The sequence below is a fragment of the Kocuria sp. LUK genome (genome assembly GCF_021012935.1).
GTDB classification, from domain to species: Bacteria; Actinomycetota; Actinomycetes; order Actinomycetales; family Micrococcaceae; genus Kocuria; species Kocuria flava.
Window position 1 is genome coordinate 270,119 of record NZ_JAJMZI010000005.1, and the last position, 22,182, is coordinate 292,300.

The 22,182-nt window shown below is 75.9% G+C and carries 16 protein-coding genes; 6 read left to right on the top strand and 10 right to left on the bottom strand.

The annotated features are described in order from the left end of the window. Positions 1–5: 5 nt before the first annotated feature. From dapD to galE, 3 genes are all read left to right on the top strand, one after another. Entirely contained in the window at positions 6–962 is a 957-nt protein-coding gene (gene dapD, locus LQU92_RS11205; RefSeq protein WP_101851993.1) for a 2,3,4,5-tetrahydropyridine-2,6-dicarboxylate N-succinyltransferase, read from the top strand. A 245-nt stretch (positions 963–1,207) separates the two neighbouring features. Continuing rightward, on the top strand, positions 1,208–2,131 hold the full coding sequence (locus LQU92_RS11210) for a hypothetical protein (protein WP_230780766.1): 924 nt from the start codon (positions 1,208–1,210) through the stop codon (positions 2,129–2,131). 139 nt (positions 2,132–2,270) lie between these two features. Then, the gene (galE, locus tag LQU92_RS11215; protein WP_101851991.1) at positions 2,271–3,287 is read left to right on the top strand and encodes a UDP-glucose 4-epimerase GalE; all 1,017 of its coding nucleotides are present in this window, start codon (positions 2,271–2,273) and stop codon (positions 3,285–3,287) included. A gap of 157 nt (positions 3,288–3,444) precedes the next feature. On the opposite strand, the gene LQU92_RS11220 is transcribed toward galE, so the two are convergent. The 4 genes from LQU92_RS11220 to fdxA all read right to left on the bottom strand — a co-directional run bounded on the left by LQU92_RS11220 (position 3,445) and on the right by fdxA (position 6,964). Then, on the bottom strand, positions 3,445–3,810 hold the full coding sequence (locus tag LQU92_RS11220; protein ID WP_058859261.1) for a hypothetical protein: 366 nt from the start codon (positions 3,808–3,810) through the stop codon (positions 3,445–3,447). A 207-nt stretch (positions 3,811–4,017) separates the two neighbouring features. Continuing rightward, positions 4,018–5,316: a citrate synthase gene (locus LQU92_RS11225; protein WP_083529461.1), complete on the bottom strand. Its 1,299-nt coding sequence runs from the start codon at positions 5,314–5,316 to the stop codon at positions 4,018–4,020. A gap of 176 nt (positions 5,317–5,492) precedes the next feature. After that, a complete protein-coding gene (gene dapC / locus LQU92_RS11230) occupies positions 5,493–6,638 on the bottom strand; it encodes a succinyldiaminopimelate transaminase (RefSeq protein ID WP_308071625.1) in 1,146 nt (381 codons plus the stop codon). Further along, on the bottom strand, positions 6,635–6,964 hold the full coding sequence (fdxA, locus tag LQU92_RS11235; RefSeq protein WP_058859262.1) for a ferredoxin: 330 nt from the start codon (positions 6,962–6,964) through the stop codon (positions 6,635–6,637). The genes dapC and fdxA overlap by 4 nt, the downstream gene beginning before the upstream one ends. Positions 6,965–7,190: 226 nt before the next feature. On the opposite strand from fdxA, the gene LQU92_RS11240 reads away from it, so the two are divergent. Then, on the top strand, positions 7,191–7,400 hold the full coding sequence (locus LQU92_RS11240; RefSeq protein WP_230780768.1) for a hypothetical protein: 210 nt from the start codon (positions 7,191–7,193) through the stop codon (positions 7,398–7,400). 188 nt (positions 7,401–7,588) lie between these two features. Here LQU92_RS11240 and LQU92_RS11245 read toward each other — a convergent pair whose 3' ends face one another. Both LQU92_RS11245 and typA read right to left on the bottom strand, forming a co-directional pair. Beyond that, a complete protein-coding gene (locus LQU92_RS11245) occupies positions 7,589–9,007 on the bottom strand; it encodes a PIG-L family deacetylase (RefSeq protein ID WP_230780770.1) in 1,419 nt (472 codons plus the stop codon). Between the two features lie 22 nt (positions 9,008–9,029). After that, positions 9,030–10,937, bottom strand: a complete 1,908-nt coding sequence (gene typA / locus LQU92_RS11250) for a translational GTPase TypA (RefSeq protein WP_230780856.1) — start codon at positions 10,935–10,937, stop codon at positions 9,030–9,032. Positions 10,938–12,189: 1,252 nt separating this feature from the next. Here typA and LQU92_RS11255 point away from each other — a divergent pair. Beyond that, positions 12,190–13,551, top strand: coding sequence for a DUF222 domain-containing protein (locus LQU92_RS11255; protein ID WP_308071626.1), 1,362 nt, complete (start codon positions 12,190–12,192; stop codon positions 13,549–13,551). Between the two features lie 122 nt (positions 13,552–13,673). On the opposite strand, the gene LQU92_RS11265 is transcribed toward LQU92_RS11255, so the two are convergent. From LQU92_RS11265 to LQU92_RS11275, 3 genes are read right to left on the bottom strand one after another with little or no spacing between them, the layout of a single operon-like run. Next, on the bottom strand, positions 13,674–14,372 hold the full coding sequence (locus LQU92_RS11265) for a maleylpyruvate isomerase family mycothiol-dependent enzyme (protein WP_230780773.1): 699 nt from the start codon (positions 14,370–14,372) through the stop codon (positions 13,674–13,676). Between the two features lie 4 nt (positions 14,373–14,376). After that, the gene (locus tag LQU92_RS11270) at positions 14,377–15,870 is read right to left on the bottom strand and encodes a DNA glycosylase AlkZ-like family protein (RefSeq protein ID WP_230780775.1); all 1,494 of its coding nucleotides are present in this window, start codon (positions 15,868–15,870) and stop codon (positions 14,377–14,379) included. Next, a complete protein-coding gene (locus LQU92_RS11275) occupies positions 15,867–17,297 on the bottom strand; it encodes an MFS transporter (RefSeq protein ID WP_230780777.1) in 1,431 nt (476 codons plus the stop codon). Before LQU92_RS11275 ends, LQU92_RS11270 begins: the two co-directional genes overlap by 4 nt. Positions 17,298–17,530: 233 nt before the next feature. Between LQU92_RS11275 and LQU92_RS11280 the strand changes: the two genes are divergently transcribed. Further along, on the top strand, positions 17,531–19,120 hold the full coding sequence (locus tag LQU92_RS11280; protein WP_230780779.1) for a cation:proton antiporter family protein: 1,590 nt from the start codon (positions 17,531–17,533) through the stop codon (positions 19,118–19,120). A gap of 12 nt (positions 19,121–19,132) precedes the next feature. Here LQU92_RS11280 and LQU92_RS11285 read toward each other — a convergent pair whose 3' ends face one another. Then, positions 19,133–21,970 carry a cation-translocating P-type ATPase gene (locus LQU92_RS11285; RefSeq protein WP_230780781.1) on the bottom strand — a complete coding sequence of 946 codons (2,838 nt, stop codon included), beginning with the start codon at positions 21,968–21,970 and terminating at the stop codon, positions 19,133–19,135. Positions 21,971–22,182: the final 212 nt, after the last annotated feature.

Here is a 22,182-nt window from a genome sequence, read left to right on the forward strand (position 1 = left end):
GGGGCATGACTGCTTCCGACTCCCGTCCCGCCTCCGGTCTCGGCCTGGCCACCGTGGTGGCCTCCGGCCCCAAGGAGGGCACCGTCCTCGACGTCTGGTACCCCGCCCCGTCCCTGTCGGACGCGGTGGACACCTCCCTCGACGCCGACCTGCGCCGGGCGGCCACCGCCGACCCCGACCGCAACGTGCGCGCCGAGATCGTGGAGACCGTCGTCGACCTGGCCGCCGCGCCCGCCGACGCCGCCGACGCCTACCTGCGCCTGCACCTGCTCTCCCACCGTCTCGTGCGCCCCAACACCGTGAACCTCGACGGCGTCTTCGGCCTGCTCGCCAACGTCGCCTGGACCGACCGCGGCCCGGTCCTGGCCGAGGAGCTGACCGTGGCCCTGCTGCGGATGAAGGCCTCCGCCGGGCACGTCACCGTGCACAGCGTGGACAAGTTCCCGCGCATGGTCGACTACGTCGTGCCCTCGGGGGTGCGCATCGGCGACGCCAACCGGATCCGGCTCGGCGCCCACCTGGCGGAGGGCACCACGGTGATGCACGAGGGCTTCGTGAACTTCAACGCGGGGACGCTGGGCCAGTCGATGGTCGAGGGCCGGATCAGCGCCGGGGTGGTCGTGGGCGACGCCACGGACATCGGCGGCGGGGCGTCCATCATGGGCACGCTCTCCGGCGGCGGCAAGGAGCGGATCACGGTCGGCGAGCGCGTGCTGCTCGGCGCGAACTCCGGGGTGGGGATCTCGCTGGGCGACGACTGCGTCGTCGAGGCCGGCCTCTACGTCACCGCGGGAACCCTCGTGCAGGTCCACGACGACGGCGCCCGCTCGACCGTCAAGGCCTCCGAGCTCTCCGGGGTCCCGAACCTGCTGTTCCGCCGCAACTCCCTCACCGGCGCGGTGGAGGTCCTGCCGCGCGCCGGGCGGACCGTGGAGCTCAACGCGGCCCTGCACGCGAACTGACCCCTGCCCCGGCGGGCGGCGGGACGGGGCGGCGCGCCCGGTCCCGCCGCCCGCCGCGCGCGTCCCCGGGCCGCCCGTCCCGGGTCCTCCGTCCCTGAACCCGCCCCCGACCCGTTCGCCTCCACCCCGTCCCTCCAGCGCCCCCGGGCCGCCCGTCCGTGATCCGTCCGCCCCGCCCGTCCCGGGGTCCCCGTCCCCGATCCGCCCCTGACCCACCCGTCCCGGTCCCCCGCCCAGGAGCTGCCGTGCCCTCCACCGCCGTCGCCCGCCGCACCCGGACGGCCGGGCTGGGCCTGTTCGCCGTGCTGCTGTGCTGCGCGCTGCTCGCCGCGGCCGCGCTCGTCGTCGTGGAGCTGCGCGCCGGGCGACCCTCCGCCGGGGAGCCGCGGTGCGTGGTGACGGCGGCGGAGGACGACGGCGGGACGCGCCGCCACGTGCTCTCGGCGGAGCAGGGGGCCAACGCCGCGCTGGTCACGGCCGAGGCCGTGGCGCGCGGGCTGGAGCGGGAGAGCGCGGTGATCGCCCTGGCCACCGCCATGCAGGAGTCGCGGCTGGTCAACATCGACTACGGCGACCGCGACTCGGTGGGCCTGTTCCAGCAGCGGCCCTCGCAGGGCTGGGGCACGGTCGAGCAGATCATGGACCCGCGCTACGCGACCCGGGTCTTCTACGACCGGCTGGCCGAGGTGAACACGACGGGGATGTCGGTCACGGAGGCCGCCCAGGCGGTCCAGCGCTCGGCGCACCCGGACGCCTACGCCCGGCACGAGCCGCTGGCGCGGGCGTGGGCGGACGCGCTGACCGGGGCCTCCCCGGCGTCGCTGAACTGCGTGCTCGCCCCCGCCGAGGGCACGGCGGATCCGCGGCGGGCGGCGGATCAGCTGGCCGCGGCCTTCGGCGCCGCCGCCCCCGCCCCGCGCGCGCAGGACAATCGCGTGGTCGTCCCCTCCCCCGGGGGGCGCACGGGGTGGGCCGTGGCGCACTGGGCGCTCGCCCACGCCCAGGACCTCGGCGTCGAGGAGGTCTCCTTCGACGGCCGCACGTGGGTGCGCGCCGACCAGCGCACGACGCGCTTCGCGCCGGCCCCCGGGTGGCAGGCCACGGCCGAGGTGCACCCGGAGGGGGCGCCGCCGGCGGACGACGTCGTCGTGGTGCTGGCGGCCCCGTGAACCGGTCGGCCCGGCACCACCGGCGCTGCCACGGGTCCGGCGCGGGCGCCGCCCGCCGCCGACGTCACGGAGCCGACCCGGGCGCGGCCGGTGCGCGCCGCTGGGCCCGCCCGCCGGGAGCGGTCGATACGCTGGGCCCATGAAGATTCTCGTCACCGGAGGAACCGGCTACATCGGCTCGCACACCGTCCTGGCCCTGCTCGAGGCCGGCCACGACGTGGTGGTCGCGGACAACCTCAGCAACTCGTCGCGCACCTCCCTGGACCGGGTCGAGGAGCTCGCGGGGCGCCGGGTCGCCGCGTTCGAGCGGACGGACCTGCTGGACGCCGCCGGGCTCGACGCGCTCTTCGCCGCCCACCGGCCGGAGGCCGTGATCCACTTCGCGGGGCTGAAGGCCGTGGGCGAGTCGGCGGAGAAGCCGCTGTGGTACTACCGGACCAACGTGGCGGGCACGCTGAACCTGCTCGACGCGATGGCCGCCCACGGGTGCCGCTCGATCGTCTTCTCCTCCTCGGCGACGGTCTACGGCGCCCCGGAGGAGATGCCGCTGACGGAGAAGCAGCCCATGGACGCGCAGAACCCCTACGGGCGCACCAAGGAGCACATCGAGGACATGCTCGTGGACCTCGCCGCCTCGGACCCCGCGTGGAGCGTGGCCCTGCTGCGCTACTTCAACCCCGTGGGCGCCCACCCCTCCGGGCGGATCGGGGAGGACCCCACCGGCGTCCCGAACAACCTGCTGCCGTTCATCGCGCAGGTCGCGGTCGGCCGGCGCCCGACGCTGCGGGTCTTCGGCGACGACTACCCCACGCCGGACGGGACCGGGGTGCGCGACTACATCCACGTGGTGGACCTCGCCGAGGGCCACCTGCGGGCCCTGGACCGGATCACCGGCCGCCCCGGGGTGCACACCTGGAACCTGGGCACCGGCCGCGGGCACTCGGTGCTCGAGGTGCACGCCGCCTTCGAGCGCGCCAGCGGGCGCACCGTGCCCTACGAGGTCGTGGACCGGCGTCCCGGCGACGCGGCGGTCTCCTACGCGGACCCGTCGGCGGCGCTGGCCGACCTGGGGTGGTCGGCCGAGCGCGACCTCGACACGATGTGCCGGGACCACTGGAACTGGCAGCGCAGCAACCCGCAGGGCTACGACGGCTGAGCCCCCGCGCGCGGCGGCACGGGGCCACCGCGCTCCGCGGGCGCGCGGCGGCACGGGCGTCCCGCCGGGGGTCCGGCCCGGCCGGGGAGCTCTCCACGGCGGGTGCCGCGCCCGGGACGCCTCGCCCGCCGCGGGCTCCGCGACCGTGCGCCCCTGCTCACCAGCCGCGCGGGCGCACCACGTTGGGCGGGGCGCCGGCGAACAGGCGGGCGACGTCCGCCTCGTCGTGCCCGGCGATGCCGGTGCCCACGCGGGTCAGCAGGAACGTCAGCTCGGGGTGCTCGCGGGCGAAGCGGAGGAACTCCGCGGCCTCCCGCTCGAGGACGGCGGGACCGCTCATGGTGTCGATCGCGTAGGAGCGCCCCTGCAGGCCGTGGCCCTGCCCGGGCACGGCGCCGAAGCGCTCCACGGCCGTGCGGGCGGCGCCGGCCAGGTGGGCGCCGCGGGCGTTGGAGCCGAAGACGAAGACCTCACCGGGGCCCAGCTCGTCGATCCGGTCGGGGGTGTGCCGCTGCTCGTCCATGCGGCCCACCCTAGCGCCCCGGGCACGCCGACGGCCGGGCCCTCCCCCGCGGGGGCGGACCCGGCCGTCCGGTGCGGCTCCGGTCCGGTGGGGCGCTCCGCCCCGGGATCAGCGGCGCTCCGCCCCGGGATCAGCGGCGCTCCGCCCCGGAAGCCCTGGCGCGCAGCCCCGGGGGATCCTGCGCGCAGCCCTCAGGGCCGCCGGCACTCAGCCCCGGGGGTAGTGGCGCTCGGCCTCGCCGACGTAGAGCTGCCGGGGACGGCCGATCTTGGTCTCGGGGTCCTCGATCATCTCGCGCCACTGGGCGATCCAGCCGGGCAGGCGGCCGATCGCGAACAGGACGGTGAACATCTTCTCCGGGAAGCCCATGGCCTTGTAGATCAGGCCGGTGTAGAAGTCGACGTTCGGGTACAGCTTGCGCTCGACGAAGTAGTCGTCGGCCAGGGCCTTCTCCTCGAGGCGCATGGCGATCTCGAGCTGCTCGTCGTTGCCGCCGAGCTTCTGGAGGATCTCGTGGGCGTAGTCCTTCACGATCCGGGCGCGCGGGTCGTAGTTCTTGTACACCCGGTGGCCGAAGCCCATGAGGCGGACGCCGGTCTCCTTGTTCTTGACCTTCTCCATGAACGCCTCGGGCTCGATGCCCTCCTGCTGGATCCGGTTGAGCATGGCGAGCACGGCCTCGTTGGCGCCGCCGTGCAGGGGGCCGTAGAGGGCGTTGATGCCCGCGGAGACGGAGGCGAACATGTTCGCGTGGGAGGAGCCGACGAGGCGCACGGTCGAGGTCGAGCAGTTCTGCTCGTGGTCGGCGTGCAGCATCAGCAGCACGTCGAGGGCCTTCGCCATGGCCGGGTCGATCTCGTAGTCCTCCGCGGGGACCCCGAAGCACATGCGCAGGAAGTTCTGCGTGTAGTCGAGGTCGTTCTGCGGGTAGAGCAGCGGCTCGCCCTTGGACTTCTTGAAGGCGTAGGCCGCCAGGGTGGGCACCTTGGCGAGCAGGCGGATCGTGGAGATCTCGACCTGCTCCTGGTCGAACGGGTCGAGGGAGTCCGCGTAGAAAGTGGACAGGGCCGACACGGCCGAGGAGAGCACCGGCATCGGGTGGGCGTTGCGCGGGAAGCCGTTGAAGAAACTCTTCAGGTCCTCGTGGACCATGGTGTGGCGGCGGACGCGGGTGTCGAAGTCGCTCAGCTGCTCGGGGGTGGGCAGCTCGCCGTAGATCAGCAGGTAGGCCGTCTCGATGAAGCTGGAGTGCTTGGCGAGCTCCTCGATGGGATAGCCGCGGTAGCGCAGGATCCCGTTGGCGCCGTCGATGTAGGTGATCGCGGAGCGCGCGTTGGCGGTGTTCACGAAGCCCGGGTCGTAGGAGACGTTGCCGGTCTCCTTGAGCAGGTTCGAGATGGCGTAGCCCTTGTTGCCCTCGGTGGCGTCCAGGACGGGCAGCTCGAGCGCTCTGCCGTCCTCGTACGCGAGCTGGGCCGTCTTGGTCGCCTGTGCAGACTCAGTCATGGTGGTCCTCCACGGATGGGATTCAGGGGCCCTGACCCGGAGCGGGCCCGCCGGGCACCTCCTCGGGCGCGACGGGAACGTGTCACGGGACACGGCGTCAGTCGGTCTACAACCTACCTCCTCGCGCCGCGCACGGACCAATCCCGGCGCGGCGCGAGGGGCCCCGCGGGCGGGTCTCAGGCGGCGGTCAGGCGCTCGACGGCGGCGTCGATCCGCTCGTCGGAGGCGGTCAGGGCGAGCCGCACGAAGCCCTCCCCCGCCGTGCCGTAGAACACGCCGGGGCCGACGACGACGCCCCGCTCGGCGAAGCGCCGGACGGTCTCCCAGGTGTCCTCGCCGGCGGTGCACCACAGGTACAGCCCGGCCTCGGAGTGGACGACGCGCAGCCCGAACGCCTCGGCGGCCGGCACGAGCCGCTCCCGGCGGGAGCGGTAGCGCGCCTTCTGCGCGAGCACGTGCTCGTCGTCGCCCAGGCCGGCGCGCATCGCCTCCTGCACGGGGGCGGGCACGATCATCCCGGCGTGCTTGCGGGAGTTGACGAGGTTGCGCATCAGGGTGGCGTCGCCGGCCAGGAACGCCGCACGGTAGCCGGCCACGTTGGACTGCTTGGACATCGAGTACGCCGACAGCAGCAGGGCGTCGTCGCCCCCGGTGACCCGGGGGTCGAGCACGGAGGGGACGGGCGTCCCTCCCTGCTGGACGTCCCAGGCGCCCCAGCCCAGCTCGGCGTAGCACTCGTCGGAGGCCACGACGGCGCCCTGGGCGCGGGCCTGGTCCACGATCCGGCGCACGGAGTCGAGGTCCCGCACGATGCCGGTGGGGTTGCCCGGCGAGTTGATCCACACCAGCCGCACCCGCGCCCGGACGTCGGCGGCGAGCTCGTCGAGGTCGTCGGCGGCGACCGCCTCGGCCCCGGTCAGGCGGGCGCCGATGTCGTAGGTCGGGTAGGCGACCGTGGGGCGCACGAGCACGTCGCCGGGGCGCAGGCCCAGCAGCAGGGGCAGCCACGCGACGAGCTCCTTGGAGCCCACGGTGGGCATCACGGCGGCCGGGTCGAGCCCGGGCACGCCGCGCCGACGGGCGTACCACGCGGCGATCGCCTCGCGCAGGGCGGCGGTCCCGTGCGTGGTGGGGTACCCGGGTGCGTCGGCCGCGGCGGCCAGGGCGCGCTGCACGACCTCGGGGGTGGGGTCGACGGGCGTGCCGATCGACAGGTCCACGACCCCGCCGGGGTGCCGCGCGGCGAACTCCCGGTACGGGGCCATCGTGTCCCAGGGGTAGTCGGGCAGGTCCAGCCCGAAGGGCCGGGCCCCCGACGTCACTGGGCGCCCTGGTTCTGCGGGGGCAGGCCGGCGATGATCGGGTGGTCCTTGTGGGTGTTGCCGAGCTTGGCGGCCCCGCCCGGGGAGCCGAGGTCGTCGAAGAACTCGACGTTGGCCTTGTAGTACTCGGCCCACTCCTCCGGGGTGTCGTCCTCGTAGTAGATGGCCTCGACGGGGCAGACCGGCTCGCAGGCCCCGCAGTCCACGCACTCGTCGGGGTGGATGTAGAGCGAGCGCTCGCCCTCGTAGATGCAGTCCACGGGGCACTCCTCGACGCAGGCCTTGTCCTTCACGTCGACACAGGGCTGGGCGATGACGTAGGTCACGGGGGTTCGTACCTTTCTGCTGGGGTGCTCCGCCCAGTCTAACGACCGGCCCCGCACTACGATGTCGGGCATGGAGCGGCCGTCATCAGCGTCAACATCGTCGTCCCGCGTCGCTGCCGGAGAGGCGTCCGCGCCGGCGGACGGTCCTGCGGCGCCCCCCGGCCCGCCGTCCGCGGCGGGGCGCGCGGCCCTGCGCCTGCTCACCGGCCTGACGGCGGGCACCCGGGTGAGCGTGCGCCGCGCCCTGCCCGACGACGACGTCTCCGGGCTCGGGCTGACCGACGCCCTCGGCGAGCTGGTCCGGGCGGACGAGGAAGGGGTCACCGTGCGCACGCGCCGCGGGGACGTCGTGATCGCCGCGCAGGACCTGCGGGCGGCGCGGGCCGTTCCGCCGCCCCCGCCGCGCCGGGCACCCCGCGGGCGGCCCGTGGACTGACCGGACGGCCCCGGGCCGGAGGGAGCAGCTCCCGCGGGCCGGGTTCGGACGAGGTCCCACCGGCGCGGCGTCCCCGCGGCGGGCAGCGGGGAACCCGGGCCCGCGGGAACGGCTCCGCCGGCGCGCGGCAGGACCGGATCGACCGGGCGGGCCGGCCCCGTGCGGCGGTCTCCGCGGAAAGCGCCCGGTCAGGCGGTGCGCAGCTCCCGCCGGCGGGTGCGCACCCAGCGGGCCGTGACGAGCACGGAGAGCAGCGTCGTGGCGAGGACCACGACGAACCAGGCCACGCCCACCACGCCGATCGGCGCGTCCGGGACGGTGACGACCAGCGCGGACCCGTCCCGGCCCCGGGCGAGCAGCCACGCCAGGACGTAGGCGACGAGCCCCGGCACGGCGGCGGCCCACACGCGGCGCGTCGCGGTCCCGGCCCAGACGGACAGGCACAGCAGCAGGGCCGCGCCGAAGGCGAGGCCCCAGGGCAGCCACCAGCCGGTGCCCGAGTACCAGATGGACCCGTGCAGGACGGTGGCCACCGACCCGCCGAGCAGCCCCGCGAGGACGGAGGTGGCCACGGCCGAGGCCACGGTCGAGGGCGGGTCCGCGTCCCGCCGCGGGACCGCGGCGGAGCCGGCGCGCGGGGTCCTCGGCTCGGGGTTCCCGGCACCCGCGCCGGTCGGGGCCCCCGCCGCGGCGTCGCCGGCGGGCCGCTCGGCCCGCCGGCGGTCCCCGCCGAGCAGCCGGTAGGTCTCGAGGGCGCTGAAGGGCTGCCACACGCCGTTGGAGAGGGCGAAGCGGGTGCCGTCGGCGTCGAGCACGAGCTGCGTGGCGTGGGCGGCCATCGCGGCCCGCTTGCGCTCCGCGGAGCCGTGCACGGCGGCCTGGGGCCGGGGATCGCCGGGCCGGGGCTCGCCCTCGGCCGCCCACACGAGCGGGACGGACCAGGCGTCCCCTCCCGCGCCGGGCCGGGCGGCGAGCGCGACGGCACGCACGGCGACCTCGTGCGTGCGCACGTGGTCGGGATGGCCGTAGCCGCCGTCGTCGTCGTAGGTCACGAGGACGTGGGGGCGCAGGGCGCGCACGGCCGCCGCCACGTGGGCGGCCGCCGTCCCCGGGTCGGCGGCGGTGAGGCTGTGCGGCGAGGAGTCCTCCGCCGGGCCGGCGCGGCCGTCGGCGCCCCAGGTCATGCCCGAGTCGGTGTAGCCGCCGGTCGCGGGCAGCTCCGCCGACCCGTCGCGGGCCGGGGGCTCCCCGGCGAAGAAGCGGTCGGTCACGCCCAGGGCGGCCGCGGCGTCGTCGAGCTCCCCCACCCGGTAGAGCCCGAGGGCGGTGCCGCCGTCGCCGGCGCGCTCGGCCTCGAGGTGGCGCAGCGGCTCGGGGACGACCTCGCCGCGCTCGCCGCGGGTCATGGTCAGCAGCACGACCTGCGCGCCGAGCCGGGCGTAGTGGCCCATGGTGGCGCCGGTGGCGATCGACTCGTCGTCGGGGTGCGCGTGGACGAACAGGAGCCGGGCGTCCTCGGGGCGCACCCCGGAGGGCAGCAGCCCCGGCAGGGCGTCCTCGCGCACGAGGGCGCCCTGCTCGGGGTACTGCGGGACGGGCTGCGTCACGGCCGCTCCAGGCGCCCGGGGCTCAGGCGCGGGCCCGGGCCCGGTTCGCCTTGAGGCGGTCGTTGGCGTCGAGGATGACCTTGCGGATGCGGATCGCCTCCGGGGTCACCTCCACGCACTCGTCCTCGCGGGCGAACTCGAGGGACTCCTCGAGGGTGAGCTTCTTCGGCGGGGTGAGGTTCTCGAAGGAGTCCGCCGTGGAGGAGCGCATGTTGGTGAGCTTCTTCTCCTTGGTGATGTTGACGTCCATGTCGTCGGCGCGGGAGTTCTCGCCGACGATCATGCCCTCGTACACCTCGGAGGTGGGCTCCACGAAGAAGGTGCCCCGCTCCTGCAGGTTGATCATCGCGAACGGTGTCACCGCACCGGCGCGGTCGGCGACCAGCGAGCCGTTGGTGCGGTACTCGATCTCCCCGGCCCACGGCTCGTAGCCGTCGGCGTAGGAGGAGGCGATGCCGGCGCCGCGGGTCTCGGTGAGGAACCGGGTGCGGAAGCCGATCAGCCCGCGGGACGGGACGCGGAACTCCATGCGCACCCAGCCGGTGCCGTGGTTGGACATCCCCTCCATGCGGCCCTTGCGGGCGGCCATGAGCTGGGTGACGGCGCCGAGGTACTCCTCGGGGACGTCGATGGTCATGTGCTCGTAGGGCTCGTGCACCTTGCCGTCGACCGTCCGGGTCACGACCTGGGGCTTGCCCGCGGTGAGCTCGAAGCCCTCGCGGCGCATCTGCTCCACGAGGATCGCCAGGGCGAGCTCGCCGCGGCCCTGGACCTCCCACGCGTCGGGGCGCTCCGTGGGGAGCACCTTGATCGAGACGTTGCCGATCAGCTCCTTGTCGAGGCGGTCCTTGACCTGGCGGGCCGTGACCTTGGCGCCCTTGACCCGGCCCGCGAGCGGGGAGGTGTTGATGCCGATGGTCATGGAGATCGCCGGGTCGTCCACGGTGATGCGCGGCAGCGGCCGCGGGTCCTCCGGGTCGGTGAGGGTCTCGCCGATGGTGATGTCCTCGATCCCGGCGACGGCGACGATCTCGCCGGGGCCGGCGGACTCGGCGGGCACGCGCTCGAGGCCCTTGGTGGCCAGCAGCTCGGAGATGCGCACGTTCTTCAGCTGCCCGTCGGCGCGGGCCCAGGCGACGGTCTGGCCCTTCTTCAGGGTGCCGTTGAAGATCCGCAGCAGGGCGAGGCGGCCCAGGAACGGGGAGGCGTCCAGGTTGGTCACGTGCGCCTGCAGCACGCCCTCGGGGTCGTAGGAGGGCGCGGGGATGCGCTCGATGATCGTGCGGAACAGCGGCTCGAGGTCCTCGCCCTCCGGGAGGGCGCCGTTCTCGGGCTGCTCGAGGGAGGCCCGGCCGGCGCGGCCGGAGGCGTAGACGACGGGGACGTCGAGGACGGCGTCGAGGTCCAGGTCCGGCTCGTCCTCGGCGATGTCGGAGGCCAGGCCGAGGAGCAGGTCCATGGACTCGCCCACGACCTCCTCGATGCGGGCGTCGGGGCGGTCGACCTTGTTGACCACGAGGATCACGGGCAGCTTGGCCTCGAGGGCCTTGCGCAGCACGAAGCGGGTCTGCGGCAGCGGTCCCTCGGAGGCGTCGACGAGCAGCACGACGCCGTCGACCATGGACAGCCCGCGCTCGACCTCGCCGCCGAAGTCGGCGTGGCCCGGGGTGTCGATGACGTTGATGGTGATGGTCTCGCCGTGGGCCGAGGGGCCGTCGTAGAACACCGTGGTGTTCTTGGCGAGGATGGTGATGCCCTTCTCGCGTTCGAGGTCGCCGGAGTCCATGACGCGCTCCTCGACCTCCCCGTGCGCGGAGAACGCGTTCGTCTGCTGGAGCATCGCGTCCACGATGGTCGTCTTGCCGTGGTCGACGTGGGCCACGATGGCGACGTTGCGGAGGTCGGCCCGGCGGGCGGTGGAGGTGGTCATCGGCATGCGCGTGGGTTCTCTCTTCGGGTGGGGAGGCGTCAGGAGGAACGACCTCCCGTGGATGCGCCCGTGCGGCGCCGCGGCGGCCCGGTCGCGTCCGGGCGGGGCGCCCTGGGAACGGGCCGCCGACCATTCTACCCCGCCGGGCCGCCGTCCCGCTGTGATGCACCCGACGGACGGGCTGCGGGCCGGGGCGGGCCGTGCGCGCGGTCCGCAGCCGGGGCTCGGTCCGCAGCCGGGGCTCGGGTCACCGCGGCCCCGGGGCGCCGGGCGCCGACATCGGGGCGGAGAACCGGTCCGCCGCCGCTGCGGGGCCGCCGTCGCGACGGGACCGGTACCTGGCCCGCCGCCGCTGCGGGGCCGCGGCCGGGCCCACCGCCGCGACGGGACCGGGATCCGGCCCACCGCTGCTGCGGAGCAGTCCTGGGCCGCGGACCGCCCGTGCCGCCGGGCGGTGCGCCGGTGGTGTGGTGCACGGGCGGGTCGTGCACGGGTCGGCGGCGAGGTGCCGCACTCCTCGACCCGGCCGTCCGCGCGCCCCTTCCCCCCTTGTGGTGTCGGAGGCCCGCGGGAGGATGAGCCCATGTCGACGACGACGGCGCCGCTGCCCGCACCGGCCGCTCCCTCCCCGAGGGCGACCGCCTCGGGGCGCACGGCTGCCGCGGGACGTCCCGGACCCGGTGCCGGCGAACCGGCCGCCCCGGGGTCCGCGGGCGCCGGGCCTGTCGGGAGCACGGGTCCGAACGCCGGGGCCCCCGGCGCCGCGCCGTGTCCGGCCGGGGCCGCCCACGCCGGGCCTGATGCCGCCGGGTCCGCGGGCGGCGGGCTCGCCGGCGCAGGGGACGTGGACGCCGGGCCCGGGGCGCACGCGCGGGCCGCCGTGACGGGGATGCTGGCCGCGCAGGCGGCGGAGTCCCGGGCCGTGGCCGTGCGCCTGCGGTGCGTCGCCCGGCTCTTCGGCGCCGTGCGGGAGGCGAGGGTGGCGGAGGCGCGCGAGGCACTGGCCGCGTGCGGCGAGGCCTCCGGGGCCGGTGGTGCACGCCGCGTGGACGGCTGCGGGCTCCCCGGCAACGGCGAGGAGTCGTCCCCGAGGGCGGCGACGCGCCTCTCCTCCCCGGCCGGGGACCTTCCGGCAGCGGCGGGCACGACCTCCGCGGGACCCCGGCAGCGCGGGAGGCACGGACTGCCGTCCGCGAGCGCGCCGCACCGGCACCGCTGCGCCGCGCCGGGTGCGGCTCGGGCCGCTCGCCGCGTGCGCGACGAGCTGCTGGCGGGCCTGACCCGGCACCGGCTCGTCCTGGAGACCGCCGCCGAGGTCGGCGTCGCCCTGCGACTGCCGGCCGGCACCGCCGCGACCGTCGTGGCGGAGGCCCTCGTGCTGGTCGAGGACCTGCCCGACGTGCTCACGGCCCTGGAGGCGGGGACGATCACGTGGCCGCACGCCCGGGTCGCGGTCCAGCAGTGGCAGGAGCTCGTGGACGAGGCACCACCGGACGCCCTGCCCGTGGACCGTGCCGTCGTGCTGGTGCAGGAGATGCTCGAGCGGGCCCCGCACGTGACGGTCGCCCAGCTGCGCGCCTTCGCGCACCGGCGCCGGGCGAGGCTGCTCACGGACGTCGAGGAGCGCCGCCGCAGGGCGGCGCGCAAGCACCGGACCGTGTGGGTCGAACCGGCCGAGGACGGTCTGGCCTGGGTGCACGCCCTGCTCGACGCCCCCGTGGCCCGTGCCGTCGAGGACCGTGTCGAACGACTGGCCGGGACGGTGCTGGCCGCGGAGCGGCAGCGGGTCCCGGACGGCCTGCAGGCGAGGCCGGGCACCGGGCCGGAGGAGCGGGAGCACAGGTCTGCCGGTGAGGTGCGCGCGGACGTGCTGGCCGATCTGCTCCTCGACGGCGAGCTGCCGGAGCGCTCCGCGGTGCCCCGAGGGATCCGTGGCCGGGTGTGCGTGACGGTGCCGGTCGGGATCCTCCTCGCTCCGGACGCCGCCGCAGGGTGGACGAGCTCACCGGCGAGCGGGGCCGCTGCGGAGCTGGAGGGCTACGGGCCTATCGGCGCGGAGGTGGCGCGCCGGCTGGCCGCCGGCGCCGGCTCCTGGCACCGGCTGCTGACGCACCCGGTCAGCGGGGTCGTCCTGGAGCACGACCGGAGCGTGTACGCCGTGCCGGCCGACCTGCGCCGTCATCTGCGGGTGCGGGACGACACCTGCCGCTTCCCCGGCTGCCGCCGGCCGGCCGGCGGCGCGGACGTGGACCACACCGTCGCGTGGGAGGACGGCGGGACCACCGGCGCGGCGAACCTGGCGCACCTGTGCCGGCACCACCACCTGGTCAAGCACCAAGGCGGCACCCTCGGGCAGTGGTCGGTGCGCCACGTCCCCGGCCCGGGCGGTGCGAGGGACCCGGGGGTGCTGGAGTGGCGGTCGCCGTCGGGGATCGTGCGCCGCACCGTCCCGGAGACGGCCGGACCGGAGGCGAGCCGCGTCCTGGATCCCGGCGGACCGCCGGGAGGCCGTCCCGGCGGAGGACGAGCAGGGCACGGCACCGGTCCCGCTCTCCCCGGGGCGTCGGCGGGTGCACCTCACCGTACCGGCGCGGACGATCCCCCGCCGTTCTGAGCACCGGGGCCGTCCGGAGGACACGGCACAGCCGGTCGGTGCCGGGTCCGTCGCCGGCCCGACGGCGCACCCCTCACCACGCCCGTGGCAGGAGCCCCCGGGTCACCGCCGGGCCCGGACGGTCACCAGGAGGGCAGCGCGGGCAGCGGCCCGTCGGCCTCCACGTTCTCCGTCTCGCCGCGGGCCAGCCACTCGAGCAGCCCCTCACGGTCGGACTCGACGCGCAGGGCGCCGTCTCCGACGACCCACTCGTCGCGCTCCTCGGTCACCAGGGTCATGCCCGGGGCGCCCTTGGCGCGCATCGTCCGCACCGCGGCCTCGAGGGCGTTGAGCAGGGAGTCCGGGTCGGCCTCCTCGATCGTCCAGGCGGTGTCGAGGTCGTGGTGGTGGACGACGACCTCGGCGATGCGCAGGGCGACGAGCGAGGTCGCCGGGACGGGCTTGCCGTGCAGGTCCACCTCCTCGACCATGATCTCGCCGCTGAGGCGCTGGGCCTGCTCGGCGAAGTACGCCGCGGACTCCCGGGCCTCGCGGACGAGCTCCGCGCGGGGCAGAGCGGCGAGCTCGGCGATCTCCTGCGCCCGTGCCTCGGGCGAGGGGTAGACGCTCTTCTGCTCCCCCGTCGTGACCCAGTCGATCAGGTTCACGAGCCGGCGGCCGTTGGACGCGAGGTGGGCGACGACGTCGGCACGGGTCCAGCCCTCGCACATAGAGGGAGAGGTCAGCTCGTCCTCGGAGAGCGACTCCACGGTGGCGAGGTAGGTCTCCGTCTCGCGGTCGAGGCGTTGCAGGTCCGAGTGCAGTCGTGCGGGATTGATCATGCGTTCACCCTAGCGGCGGGCCGTGGGACGAGCCACGGACCGTGGACCCCTGATCGATACCGGCTCCGTCCGAATGCCCGTCGTGCCGCAGGGGCGGTGGCACGGGCAGGCGGTCGAACGCCCGCTGCGCAGCACGTCGGCGGGTCTCGGAGAGGGTCCCGAACGGCTCGAGGAGCAGCTCGTCGCCCGTCGCCCGGCGCCGCCGCGACCACGTCCCCGCGATCCGCCCGCCGGCCACGACCGTCGGGCGGAACACGCCGTTGCCCCCGGGCACGATCCGGCGCGCGTGGGCCGGGGCCAGCACGTGGGCACGGTCCCCGTAGCCGAGGACGAACTCGTCGAAGGGCGGCAGCAGGAGCACCCGCGAGGCGCGGCGCGTGCTTCCGGGCAGCGCCGCGAGGACCTCGGGGGCGCACCACAGCAGCCGCCCCCGGCGGTCCCGGACGGCGACGACGTCGTCGATCACGGCCGCCGCGGCGCGCACGGTGGCCCGGGGCAGGGCCGCCCACCGGGCCGCCTCCTCCACGGCGACGGGACCGTGGCTGCGCAGGTACCGGCGGACCCAGCGCACGACGACGGGCGGCACCTCCGCGGCGGCCGGCGTCCCCGCGGGAACCGCTCCCGTCGTGGATCGGCCCGCAGCGTCCGGCCCTGCGGCGGAGCTCGTCCCGCCGGCCCCCGGTTCCCGCGCCGGCCCCGTCCCGACGGCGTCCGGCCCTGCGGCGGAGCTCGTCCCGCCGGCCCCCGGCTCCTCCGCCGATTGCGCCCCCGTTGCGCCCGGCTCCCGCGCTGAGGCCGTCCCGACAGCGCCCTGGTCCGGGGCGGGGATCGTCCCGGCCGGCCCCGGTGCGCCTGCAGTCTCCTCCGGCACCGGGGTGTTCCCTCCGGGCGGGAGCCACTGCTCCACGGGCACGACGAGCTGGTCCCGTCCGTCGCCCGTGAGCGGGCCGAAGCACAGCGTCGCGTCCAGGTGCAGCGCGAGCATGAGGTGGTAGGTGAGGCCCGGGACGCCCAGCAGCCCCGCCTCCTCCCACGCGGCGTGCAGCCGCTCCCGCGGTTGCGGCCCGTGCTGCAGGGCGCCGAGCGCGGCCTCGCGCGCCGGCTCCAGGCGCTCGGCGATGCCCAGCTCCCGGCGCCGCGCCGCCGTGGAGGCCTCGGTCCGCGGCCCGAGCACGGCCAGCCACGCGCGCAGCTCCTCGCCCGGGACGAGGTGCAGCGTCCCGCGCATCGGCCAGGTGCGGACGATCCGGGCGTCGTCGAAGGCCTCCCGCACCCCGGCGGAGCCGTCGGACCGGCGCAGTCCCACCGAGACGAGAGCGCCGGGCAGGTCCTGGGCCTGCACCGCGCCGAGCCTCCGGACGACCTCGTCCGGAGAGAGCTCTCCGGGCTCCGCCAGCCCGTGCGCGAGCAGCCGGGCCAGGCCGATCTCCCGGTCGGTGAGGACGGGCAGGTCGGGCTCGGCGGGGCCCACCGCGCCCCCGGCGTCCCCGGCGGTCATCCGAGGGCCTTGCCGCGCTGCTCGGGCAGGGCGAACGCCGCCGCCGCCGCCACGAGGAACGCCGCGCCGAACGCGGCGAACACCACGATGAGGTCGTACTGCTCGCCGCCCAGGACCAGCAGCGGGGGCACCGACAGCGGCGCCAGGATCGACGCGATGCGCCCGAAGGCGGCCGCCGCGCCGGTGCCCGTGCCGCGCACGGCCGTCGGGTAGAGCTCCGGGCCGATCGCGTAGAGCGCTCCCCAGGCGCCGAGGTTGAAGAAGGACAGCGCCATCCCGGAGGCGATCACCTGCCAGGGCTGCACGACCGTGCCCATCGAGGCGATGCCGAACAGCAGCGCGCTCGCGGCCGAACCACCCAGGAAGGCCGCCAGCGTGAGCCGCCGCCCCCAGACCTCGATCAGCCAGGCCGCCGCCGCGTAGCCGGGCAGCTGCGCCAGGGTGATGACCAGGACGTAGCCGAAGGAGCGGGTGAGGGTGAACCCCTGCTGCACCAGCAGCGTCGGCAGCCAGGTGAACGCCCCGTAGTAGGCGAAGTTGATGCAGAACCACACCGTCCACAGCGCGGCGGTCCGCCCGCGCAGGGCCGGCCCCCAGATCCCCGCCGCGGCCGAGGGCCGCTCCGCCCCGGGCAGGGCCGGCGCGCCGGCGCCGGGATCCGGCGCGCCGGAGTCCACGGTGCCGCGGTCCCGGCCGCGGGACCGTGCTGTCCCGCGCCAGGTCACCGGGCGCGCCTGCTCGAACAGCCGGACGGCCGCCTCCGCCTCCTCCGTGCGCCCGGCCCTCTCGAGGAAGCGCACCGACTCCGGGAGACTCCACCGCACGACGACCGCCCACACCGCGGGGGCCAGCCCGATCACCAGCGCCCAGCGCCAGCCGTCCGGGGAGGCGGGCACCACGAAGTAGCCGACCAGGGCGGCCAGAATCCAGCCCACCGCCCAGAACGACTCGAGCCACACCACGACCCGCCCGCGGATCCGGCGCGGGGCGTACTCCGCCACCAGCGTGGAGGCCACGGGCAGCTCCGCACCGAGGCCCAGGCCCACGACGAAGCGCAGCACGATCAGCACGGCCACGGACCCCGCCAGCGACGACGCCCCCGTGGCCAGGCCGTACACGAGCAGGGTCAGCGCGAACACGTGCCGGCGCCCGAGCCGGTCGGCCAGCAGCCCGCCCAGGCTCGCCCCGACCGCCATCCCCACGAAACCGATCGAGGCCAGCAGCGACAGCTCGCCCGAGCCCAGCCCCCACTGCTGGGCGAGCGCGGCCATGACGAACGAGACCAGGCCCACGTCCATCGCGTCCAGCGCCCAGCCCACCCCCGAGCCGACGAGCAGCCTGCGGTGCTGCGTGGTGAAGGGCAGGCCGTCCAGGCGCTCGGCCCGGGTGCGGACGGGGGCGCCGCCGGGCCGCGGGGTCTCGTGCATGCTCCGGTCCTTCCCGTGGCGCCGCTGCGCGCCCGGCTCGTCCGCACCCCGGTTCCGCGGACCCCGTTGTGCTGCTCCCAGTTCCTGCCCCAACTCTAGGGGCAGGCACGCAGCGGCCGCGATGCGCCCCGACGACGGTGCGGCCGCGTCACCGAGCCTCGACGAGGGCCGCCGGCACGCACCCGGACCGTAGACTGGTCCGGTTCCTGTCCCGCCCGGCGAGGGAGCTCCCTGTGTCCACGGTCGCCCTGTACCTCGTCGTCGTCTTCGCGGCCGGTGCCCTCGCCGCCGCGGTGCGGCTGCCCCCGCTGATCGGCTTCCTCGCCGCGGGCTTCGTGCTCAACGCCATGGGCACCCCCGAGATGCCGGGCCTGGACCGCGCCGCCGACGTCGGGGTGACCCTCATGCTCTTCGGCATCGGCCTGAAGCTGGACGTCCGCTCCCTGCTCCGCAAGGAGGTGTGGGCCACCGCGGGGATCCACATGGTGCTCAGCTCGGCGCTCGCCGCCGGCTTCCTCGGCCTGCTCGCCCTGGTGCACCTCGAGCTACCCGGGGAGACGGCCCGGGCGCTGCTGCTGGCCGGCTTCGCCCTGTCCTTCTCCTCGACCGTGCTGGTGTTCAAGGTGCTCGAGGAGCGCAGCGAGACGACCTCCCTCTACGGACGGGTCGCGATCGGCATCCTCGTCATCCAGGACGTCGCCGCCGTCGCGTTCATCACGGCGACGAGCGGGCACCCGCCGAGCCCCTGGGCGTTCGCGCTGCTGCTCCTGCTGCCGGGCGCGTGGCTGTTCCGGCGGGTGTGGGAGCGGCTCGGCCACGGCGAGCTGCAGGCCCTGTTCGGGATCGTCATGGCCCTGGTCCCCGGCTACATCGCCTTCACCGCGGTCGGGCTCAAGGGGGACCTCGGCGCCCTGCTCGTCGGCGCGCTGCTGGCCTCCCACCCGAACGCGAGCGAGCTGTCCCGGCGGCTGTTCACCGTGAAGGACCTGCTGCTCGTCGCGTTCTTCGTCTCGATCGGCTTCCACGGCATGCCGACCACCGAGATGGTCCTCATGGGCGCGGCGCTGCTGGCCCTGCTGCCCGCCCAGGCCCTGCTGTTCGTGTGGCTGCTGTGGGCCTTCGGCCTGCGCCGGCGCACCTCTCTGCGGGCCGGCCTAACCCTGGCCAACTACTCGGAGTTCGCGCTGATCGTCGGCGCCATCGGCGTCTCCACCGGGATGCTGGTCGAGGACTGGCTCGTGATGCTCTCCGTGGCGGTCGCCCTCAGCTTCGTGGTCTCCACCCTCGTCAACCGGCGCGGCTCGGCCCTGACCGGCCGGCTCGTCCGGTGGCTGCCCGAGCACCCGGACCACCGGCTGCACCCCGAGGACCGGCCCATCGACATCGGCCACGCGGAGGTGCTCGTGCTCGGCATGGGCCGGGTCGGCCAGGCCGCCTACCGGGAGTTCGCCGAGGAGCACGGCTACACGGTCGTCGGCATCGAGAACTCCACGGACCGGGTGGAGCGGCTGTGCGCGGCCGGCCTCGACGTGCAGGAGGCCGACGCCACCGACCAGGAGTTCTGGGAGCGCGTGATCGCGACCGGGCACGTGCGCATCGCCGTGCTGGCCATGCCCTTCCACGGCTCCAACCTCGTGGCCCTCGAGCAGCTGACGGCCGGCGGCTTCTCCGGCGCCGTCGCGGCCGTGGCCCAGTACGACGACGAGGTGCAGGAGCTGCGGGCCCGCGGCGTGCGCACCGTGTTCAACCTCTACAGCGGCGCCGGCATCGCCCTGGCCTCCGAGACGCTCGAGTCCCTGGGCGAGCGGGACGCCGACGGCTGAGCAGGCGCCCGCTCAGCACCCCGCGGCCGGCTCCCGGGCCCGCACCCGCCGGAGGAGCTTCGCGAGCTCCTCCGTCCACAGCACCAGCGAGGCCGCGCCGACGGCCAGCACCCAGTGGGCCGGCTCGAGGGGACGCGTGCCGAAGGCCGCCTGCAGCGGCGGCAGGTGCACCACCAGCACCTGCAGCCCGGCACCGAGCAGCAGCGCCGCCCACAGCCACCGGTTCGTGAACAGCCGGTGGAACGCGCTGCTGGTCCCGGAGCGGGAGTTCAGGGCGTTGAACAGCTGCGCCAGCACCAGCGTGGTGAAGGACGCGGTGCGGGCCAGCTCGAGCGACTCGTGGCCCGCCACGAGCCCGCCCGGCAGCAGCACGTCCAGGGTGAGCAGCGCGGCCCCCGCCATGACCAGCCCGACCCGGCCGACCCGAAGCCACATCGCCCGGTCGAGGATCCGGTCCCCGGGGCGCCTCGGGGGCCGGGCCATGACGTCGTCGAGCTCCGGGTCGACCCCCATGGCCAGCGCCGGGCCGGAGTCCGTGACGAGGTTGATCCACAGGATCTGGGTGGCGAGCAGGGGCAGGGCCACCGTCCCGTCGCCCGCCCCCGTCAGGCCGAGGACCCCGGCCAGGACCACGCCGAGGAAGACCGTGGCGACCTCCCCGATGTTGGAGGAGAGCAGGTAGCGCAGGAACTTCTCGATGTTGTCGAACACCACCCGCCCCTGGTGGACGGCGGCCACGATCGTCGCGTAGTCGTCGTCGCCCAGCACCATCCGCCCGGCCTGCTTGGTCACCTCCGTGCCCGTGATGCCCATGGCCACACCGATGTCGGCGGCCTTGAGGGCCGGCGCGTCGTTGACGCCGTCGCCGGTCATCGCCACGACGTGGCCGTCCGCCTGCAGGGCCGCGACGATGCGCAGCTTGTGCGCCGGCGCCACCCGGGCGAAGACGGCGGTGCCGCGTGCCGCCGCCACGAGCTCCTCGTCGGTCAGGGCGTCGAGCTGCGCGCCGGTGAGCACGGGTCCGCCGGGCGCTGCGATCCCGAGGTCGGCCGCGATCCGGCCCGCCGTCGCGGGGTGGTCGCCGGTGATCATGACGGTGCGCACCCCGGCGGCGCGCGCCCGGGCGACGGCGGCCCCGGCCTCCTCCCGCGGCGGGTCGATGATCCCCACCGCGCCCAGCCAGACGAGGTCGTGCTCGAGGCCGTCCCCGGCCGGGACGTCGAGCACGCCGGTTCCGGCCGCGGGCTCCTCCCCCGTGCCGGGCAGGCACCGCGCCGCCACGGCCAGCACCCGGAACGCCTCGGCCGAGAGGGCCTCGGCCGCCCCCGCCGCCGCCGCGCGCCGGGCCGCGTCGAGGGGTTCGACCGCGTCCCCGACCAGCACGCCGCTGCACCGGGCGAGCAGCTCGTCCGGGGCGCCCTTCGTGAACAGCCGGTGCTCACCGGTTCCGGTCTCCTCGTCCACGACCGACATCATCCGCCGCTCGGAGGTGAAGGGGACCTCGGCGAGCCGGCCGAAGCCCGCCGCCGCGTCGGCGGCGCCCGGCAGCTTCGGCAGCGCGGCCAGGAACGCCGCCTCGGTGGGATCCCCCTGGGCCGTCCACTGCCCGCCCGAGCCGTCGAGCTGGGCGTTGTTAGCCCGGGCCCCGCCGACGAGCACCGCCCGCGCCTCCACCAGGACCGGGGCGTGCGCGCCGGACACGACCCTCGCACCGCCCTCGGGCCCGTAGCCCGTCCCCGACAGCGCCGCCGTCCCGGAGGCGGTCACGACGCGCGTGAGCGTCATCTCGTTGCGGGTGAGCGTTCCCGTCTTGTCGGAGCAGATCACGGAGGCGGCACCGAGGGCCTCGACCGAGTGCAGGTCCTTGAGCACCGCGTTGCGCCGCGCCATCGCCCGCACCCCCAGCGCCAGCACGAGCGAGAGGATGGCGGGCAGCCCCTCGGGCACCGCCGCCACGGCCAGCGACACCCCGAGCAGCAGCACGGTCACGAGGTCCCCGGGCCCCGAGACCCCGTGCACGAGCACGACCGCGACCATGACGACGACGGCCACCGCCACCACGAGCAGGCCCAGCGACCGGGAGACCGCCGCGATCTCCTTCTGCAGCGGGGTCTCCTCGGCGCGGGTGCGCTCGAGCATGTCCGCGATGGCGCCCATCTCGGTGGCCGGGCCCGTCCCCGTCACGACCGCCCGTCCCACGCCCTGGGCCACGGCCGTGCCCCTGTAGACCATGTCGGTGCGGTCGCCCAGCACCGCCGGGGCGGCCAGGACCGCGGGGTCCTTCAGCTCCGCCTCCGACTCGCCGGTGAGGGAGGCCTCCTGCACCCGCAGCGCCGCCGCACTGAGCAGGCGGGCGTCCGCGCCCACCGCGTCCCCCTCGGCGAGGACCAGGAGGTCCCCCGGGACCAGCTCCGCCGACGGGACGGTCGTGAGCCGGCCGTCGCGCAGCACGGTCGAGCTCGCCGCGGTCAGCTCCGCCAGGGCGGCCACGGCGTCCTCCGCCCGGACCTCCTGCACGAGCCCCAGCACGGCGTTGAGCAGCACCACCGCCGCGATCACGAGCGCGTCCACGGGCAGCCCCCGCGCACCCTCGACCGCCCACGCGCCCAGGGAGACGACGATCGCCACCAGCAGCAGGGTCACCAGGGGGTCGCGGAAGCGTGCGAGCAGGCGCCGCCACAGCGGCACGGGCGGCACCGGGCGCAGCTCGTTGGGACCGTAGCGGGCGAGCCGGGCCGCCGCCTCGGCGCCGCTCAGGCCGCGCTCGGGGTCCGTGCCCAGCTCCGCGAGCACCTCGTGCGCCGGACGGAGGGATGGATCGGGGACGCGGGGACCGGTCTCGACAGCCACGTCCCCATTGTGCGCCGGGGGCGGCCGCCGCGCCCCCTGCCCGTCCTCCGCCCGTGCCGTGGCCGCCCCCACGGCCGGGCCCGGGTGCCGCACCGCGGGGACGCCGTCCCGCCGTGGGCGCCCCCACGCCCGGGCCCGGGTGCTGCACCGCGGGGACGCCGTCCGGCCATGAGCACCGCCCCGCCATGGGCGTCGCACCGCAGGGACGCCGT

Excerpts from the sequence above, each read along its gene's own strand:
- LQU92_RS11220 (WP_058859261.1), bottom strand. The coding sequence starts at position 3,810 with ATGGACGAGCAGCGGCACACCCCCGACCGGATCGACGAGCTGGGCCCC.
- LQU92_RS11265 (WP_230780773.1), bottom strand. The coding sequence starts at position 14,372 with ATGATCAATCCCGCACGACTGCACTCGGACCTGCAACGCCTCGACCGC.
- typA (WP_230780856.1), bottom strand. The coding sequence starts at position 10,937 with ATGACCACCTCCACCGCCCGCCGGGCCGACCTCCGCAACGTCGCCATC.
- LQU92_RS11225 (WP_083529461.1), bottom strand. The coding sequence starts at position 5,316 with ATGACTGAGTCTGCACAGGCGACCAAGACGGCCCAGCTCGCGTACGAG.
- dapD (WP_101851993.1), top strand. The coding sequence starts at position 6 with ATGACTGCTTCCGACTCCCGTCCCGCCTCCGGTCTCGGCCTGGCCACC.
- galE (WP_101851991.1), top strand. The coding sequence starts at position 2,271 with ATGAAGATTCTCGTCACCGGAGGAACCGGCTACATCGGCTCGCACACC.
- LQU92_RS11270 (WP_230780775.1), bottom strand. The coding sequence starts at position 15,870 with ATGACCGCCGGGGACGCCGGGGGCGCGGTGGGCCCCGCCGAGCCCGAC.
- LQU92_RS11275 (WP_230780777.1), bottom strand. The coding sequence starts at position 17,297 with ATGCACGAGACCCCGCGGCCCGGCGGCGCCCCCGTCCGCACCCGGGCC.